This is a genomic window from Petrachloros mirabilis (genome assembly GCF_975968855.1).
In genome coordinates this window covers 1-5,423 of sequence record NZ_CDLUDY010000085.1, presented here as the reverse complement: position 1 = coordinate 5,423, position 5,423 = coordinate 1, and the positions used below count along the sequence as shown (strand labels likewise).

The following is a 5,423-nucleotide window of genomic DNA, read 5'->3' as shown; positions in this document are numbered from 1 at the left end:
GTCGTTAGAACAGCAGCGTCGGATAGAAGCCAATCGGGTTGGAAGTAACGAGGAGCGGGGATGATCTGAGTTACGCCAGGGCTTCTTCGTTCGTTGCCCCGGCCGCGATGGGACTGGCACTGTGGGTGTAAACGGTCGTGCCGTTGGTATGGGCCACGCCGTTCTTATGGGCGATTCCGTGACCGTTCTTCTGGTTCACGCACTCCACTAGCGACCAAAAACGAAGCGGGTTCACGTTCTGCTTGTTGGCGACATGCAGGTCAGTGTCTTCGAGGACGGTGTTCAGGGACAGATCGGTCCGCCAGCCCAAGTGCTTGGTCAACGGGGAGAGGACCTTCTCCACAGCGGCAACGACTTTGTTTTCGTTGCTGAAATGATTGAGCATAATAATGCGCCCGCCTGGACGGCAGACACGGATCATTTCGCTGACGACCTTCCGGTAATCGGGCACGGCAGTGACGACGTACGCAGCGACGACCGTATCGAAGCTGCTGTCGGAGAAATCCATTGCTCCGGCATCCATCCGATGTAAGATCACGTGGTCCATCTGGTGCTCGACCGTCCGTTTCCTGGCGATTTCCAGCATACCTTCGGAAAAATCGATTGCCACGATCTGGCAATGACGGGGATACATGGGAAGGGCGATTCCTGTTCCGACACCGACTTCGAGAATGCGCTCGTTGGGTTGGACGTTCAGATTTCGTATCGCGGATTCACGTCCCTCGTGAAACACTTTGCCGAAAATCTTGTCATAGACACTGGCATAGGACGTGTAGACCCGTTCAACTTTGTGTAAATCCATGTCACCTCCAACCCACACATCGTGCGCTTTGCGCATCCCAACGAGCAGGGATGAACCGACACGATGTTCACATGGGGAAATTTATAAATGGCGGAGCGCCTAAAATGGAGCGAGGAACCCGCCGGACTCAAGACAGGCGCTACAATAGCCAACTCGCCAGACCGAGTCAACAAATTCTTGTCCGAAAAGTAGCACGGAGTGAGGGGGAGGGGTCACGAAGTGTAGGAGGAGGATGGCTCCCCCTGTCCCCGCGAAAATTCTCCTCACCCCCTTACCCTTCATCGGTTCGAGTCTTGATTCGCGCTTGAGCAGTATGGGATAGGTACGAACATGATCCTTGCGGGACTGTTTGCCAGCGTGTTGCTGATCGGCATTTTCATCGGTGACCGGCTCTATTTCCGAACGCTGTCGGCGGAGGCAAGCCGATATGGATGCCGGATCGGTTGTGGTGAGGAACGGTTGGAAAAGGCAAGCTTGGCGCAGATCCAATCCTGCTTCGACCACATGGGATTGTTGGCAATGCGACACGGAGTCGCCCGATTGTTCGTCGACCCGAACCGTATCCTCTTGCGCCCACGCTACCCGACGCTGTGGGCTTTTTTATGGATCTGGCCGATGAAAGCGACCCTGGATCTTCGGGTCGAAGGCGAGTCGATCGTGCTCTCTTCCACCAAGCGTATCCCATGGGTCTCAGCGATCCTGACGGGACTCTGGTTTCTGATTGTCGGATTCGGTACGTTGGCCACGCTGGTTAGTTATGTGATTGAAGGAGGATTTTCGAACCGGGGCGGTGCCTTGGTGGGCGCGGGGATTTTGACGTTGGGAATTTTGTTTTTCTTTTCCGGATTGGTGACAGTGGTGATGGCCTACCGCATGGAGAACAACCGGCTTGCATTGGTTGTAAGGGAGCTGCAGGATGTCTTGAAAGGGAAGAGACTGCAGGCGGCTACGAACTAAAGAACCTGAGAAAATGATCGTATTCCTGTGGCAATGCGAGCGCAGATCGGTTACGGGCGAGACCGGCGATGATGCCGCGGTGCTTCTTACTCAGTCCCGAGGCTTCAAAAGCCTGGCCGAATTGTTCCCAGCGCAATTCCGTATCAGCAGCGATGCGTGATTGTTCCGGCCGGGGGAGGGCATGCAGCGATGTGGTAAGTGCCCGGATCGCCTTTTCCACGCTTTCGTAAGGAGGGGCCAGCTTCAATCGGGCATAGAACGTTTCCAGGTGAGAACGGAACTCCTCGCGCAGGCTGTGAACCGGATCGGTGGAAGTTGTGTTGGCTGGTGGGGAGATCGGTTCAGACATCGTCGTAAGACGGATGATACGGTATGATGGTTTCAAGAGACAACAGGGGAAGGTATCTTCATCGAACACAGGTAAGGAGGTCAGCATGAGAACAAGTCAGTGGGCGGCTGTATCGTTGGCGGGATTCCTGATGTTGGGAGGGTGCTCCTCTTATCATCACCAACATCATGGGATGTCCGGTGGAGGGAAGGGTGAAGCCTACTGGCAGAAGGGCCAGCAGGACATGGATGGTTTGATCGATCGTACCGTGAAGGACCAAGAGAAGGCCAAGCAGGTCAAGGGCATCGTGGGCGAAATCATCGCTGAACTGAAGGCAGGGCGTGAGCAGGAGCGAACCTACCATCGCCAACTCTATACGTTGAACGCCAGCTACACGGCGACTCCCGAAGAATTCACGAAAATCCTCGATGAAGCCAATAACCAGCGCATGCGGACGTCTTCGAAAATTCTCAGTCTCCGGTTCAAGATGAAGGAACTCATGACGGCCGACGAATGGAAAGCCTTGTCGGAGCGCATGCTGTCCTACAGCAGTAAGTACCAGCATGGGGGGACGGGATCGAAGTCGGGCTACTAGCAGGTTGCTGAAAAAGGCCGCCGGCTGCGTTCTCCCATCGCTCAGATCCTCGACGTACCGAACAACGTACGCCTCGGATCTTTGCTCGCTGCGGCCTTGCCGGATGGCCATTTTGAGCAACCTGCGGAGATTACCATTCGCGCGATGTCATTCGGACGATAGCCTTCAATTATTAGACGGCGCGGCCTTAAGGGGGACCGAAGCCCAGGTCGCGCCGGCGTCGGTCGAACGATACAGTCCGCTGCCGTTCGTCCCGGCGTAGAGGGTTTGGGAGTTCTTCGGCGCCATCGCGAGCGCGCGGATGTTGAGCGTGGCGAGCCCCTGATTGTGTGCCTGCCAGGTCTTCCCACTATCGGAACTCTTCCAGACTCCCTGAGGTCCGCCGATGTATACCACCGAAGGATCGGTGGGATGAATCACGATACTGCTCACGAAGGGATCGGGTAGCGTCAACCCGATCCGCTCCCACTGTTCGCCCTTGTCGGCGGTGCGAAACAGGCCCTTCGTCGTCCCCGCATAGACGATGTCAGGATTTGTAGGGGCTAGCTCGATCGCATTCACGCCGAGCGCCATCGAGGCCATCAGTTCCGTTTCCGGAATCAGCCCGTTGTTGATTTTCTTCCACGACATTGCCGCGTCGTCAGACCGGTATACCCCGCCGGTCGTCCCGCCGTAGAGAATCATGGGGTCTTCCTTGTTGATTGCGATCGACGTCACGATGTGCACTTCCTTCATGCCGTTCATCCGTTCTTCCCATTCGCGGCCCGCGTCTTTCGTATAAAAGGCGCCGACCGTCGTGGCGGCGTAAATTTGCTCGCTCAATGCAGGGTGGAAGACGAACTGATTGATGAAGGAAACGTGTTCCTTCAAGCCGACGTTGTGAGGGAGCCAATGTTGGCCGCCGTCCGGACTCTTGTAGACGGCGTCTCCCATCGTGCCCGCATAAATGGTAGCGGGGAGCAACGGGTCGATCGCGACGGTCGTGACGCGTCTGGCGCTGAAGCTCGGGAACTTTTCCCAAGTGTCGCCTCCGTCGCGCGACTTGTAGACGGCATCGTTCGTGGCCACGTACAGGATCTTCGAGTTCGTCGGATGCAGCGCGATCGAAACGATCGCCTCGCTGTCTTTTTGACAGCCGAGGGAGAAGAGGAGAAGGGCGAGCGAGGCGAATTGGGCGACTGTTCGAAGCAACATGGGCGAGGGCAGACGTAAACACAGGGATTGCGCGTGAGTCAAGGGAAGCGGATGCCCTCGGGTTCGCTCGTGGGACCTCTCGGACCGATCCGCTTGGGCTTAGCCGGGCGGAACTTGCGCACTTGACGCTAGCGCGAGTGCGCCCTTCTGGTATTCTGTCAGGCACGGTTGTCACAACCGTGATCTTCGGTCAGTTCCAGCTTTCCTTCCCGGCAAAGCCTCGGCGGATGCCTCGCTCCTCCGGTCAGGCTCGCTCACCCGAGGGCATCCTTCTGATGAGCAAAGATTGCGGCCAGCGCCGCCACCTGTAAGGAGCAGGACGCGTGAACTCGGCGCCAGCAGAACACAGGCCCAATGGCCACTCAGGCAGCAGAACCTTCCTCGGAACAGTACGGTGAATCCTCGGCGCCCGTTCTCCACGCCACCTGCTGGAAGACGGCTACGATACCGGACAATTCAAGAACTCTTGGGACGTACCGATGTGTGAACGACGATGATCTAGATATCCGTGTAGAGTTGCGAAGCCAAAGAGGTAAGCAACCCCGCGGATGGGCTGGGATCAGGGTTGAGCCCATCTCAGCTGTAGCGGTACTATGCCGGTCTGTCTACTCAATAGCTAGGTATTCACCATCATGGCCAAAAAGCATCTCAACCCAAGAATCGTAAACATCTTTCTGGATTCTTGCGCCTTCGACCCCAAATACACCCCGGAGGACACAGCCGCACAAACACTATTAATGCGCTCTAAGAACGGTGATCTCTTACTGGAAATAGCTCACTCAACCCAGAAAGAAATGGAACATCCGAATACGCCAGTCTGGGTTAAACATGAAGCAAAGCGCTTCATTTACACGATTGAGACGACCCTAGTGGAGAGCGAGCAAAAGCTTAAGGCGGAAATCCTGAAGATCTTGGCTGGGAATGGGAAACCAGAAAACGTAACTCAAGATGCGCACCACGTCTTTGAAGCTGCTAAATATGGATCATATTTCGTAACCACTGACCAACGTATATTGCAGAAAAGAAGTGAGCTGTGCTCGACGTGTGACATAGACATTGTGAAACCAAGTGAGCTATTGGCAATACTGCAGACATATGAAAATCTCTAACTTTGTGTTCGAGTCTGACGCGGTAAGATGGCAGCGAGCTTCTGTTCGAGTGAAAGAACCGGGACATTCTGATTTATAAGTAAGTGAGGCCACTTGATCGCAGCCGCAATTCGGAATGTCGCGGTTTCATGGCTCTTCCTTTCTTCTCTCCCCCTCCTCCCATAGGTGATGGCGGAACCGGCATTATGCCCAGCGCATGCGCCGAGGCGTGGGCGCTACGTTTATCTCTCCCGTGTGCTGAATTGATGCAAGGATGAGAAGCCCCTTGGAGATGCCCAGGAATTCGCAAGGAATCAGTCGAGACTCAGCTCGGCTGGACCATTCTGCCGAGTTGCGATTTTATCAAAGGGACGGCCTGGATCGATCCCATCGTGCGCGCGTCGAACAAACACCGCCCGTAATGTGAACATTCGATATGATCCGGCGTGTCGCGTTCCG

6 protein-coding genes are annotated in these 5,423 nt (G+C 55.6%); 3 read left to right on the top strand and 3 right to left on the bottom strand.

From position 1 onward, the window contains the following. Nucleotides 1–70: 70 nt before the first annotated feature. On the bottom strand, nt 71–802 hold the full coding sequence (locus ACWVCN_RS03600; protein ID WP_455244146.1) for a class I SAM-dependent methyltransferase: 732 nt from the start codon (nt 800–802) through the stop codon (nt 71–73). 330 nt (nt 803–1,132) lie between these two features. Between ACWVCN_RS03600 and ACWVCN_RS03595 the strand changes: the two genes are divergently transcribed. Beyond that, a complete protein-coding gene (locus tag ACWVCN_RS03595; RefSeq protein WP_455244145.1) occupies nt 1,133–1,759 on the top strand; it encodes a hypothetical protein in 627 nt (208 codons plus the stop codon). On the opposite strand, the gene ACWVCN_RS03590 is transcribed toward ACWVCN_RS03595, so the two are convergent. Continuing rightward, a complete protein-coding gene (locus ACWVCN_RS03590) occupies nt 1,749–2,195 on the bottom strand; it encodes a hypothetical protein (RefSeq protein WP_455244144.1) in 447 nt (148 codons plus the stop codon). The genes ACWVCN_RS03595 and ACWVCN_RS03590 overlap by 11 nt on opposite strands. Between ACWVCN_RS03590 and ACWVCN_RS03585 the strand changes: the two genes are divergently transcribed. Next, a complete protein-coding gene (locus ACWVCN_RS03585) occupies nt 2,194–2,682 on the top strand; it encodes a hypothetical protein (protein ID WP_455244143.1) in 489 nt (162 codons plus the stop codon). The genes ACWVCN_RS03590 and ACWVCN_RS03585 overlap by 2 nt on opposite strands. Nucleotides 2,683–2,847: 165 nt before the next feature. On the opposite strand, the gene ACWVCN_RS03580 is transcribed toward ACWVCN_RS03585, so the two are convergent. Further along, the gene (locus ACWVCN_RS03580) at nt 2,848–3,876 is read right to left on the bottom strand and encodes a WD40/YVTN/BNR-like repeat-containing protein (RefSeq protein WP_455244142.1); all 1,029 of its coding nucleotides are present in this window, start codon (nt 3,874–3,876) and stop codon (nt 2,848–2,850) included. Nucleotides 3,877–4,508: 632 nt separating this feature from the next. On the opposite strand from ACWVCN_RS03580, the gene ACWVCN_RS03575 reads away from it, so the two are divergent. Beyond that, a complete protein-coding gene (locus ACWVCN_RS03575; protein WP_455244141.1) occupies nt 4,509–4,985 on the top strand; it encodes a hypothetical protein in 477 nt (158 codons plus the stop codon). Nucleotides 4,986–5,423: the final 438 nt, after the last annotated feature.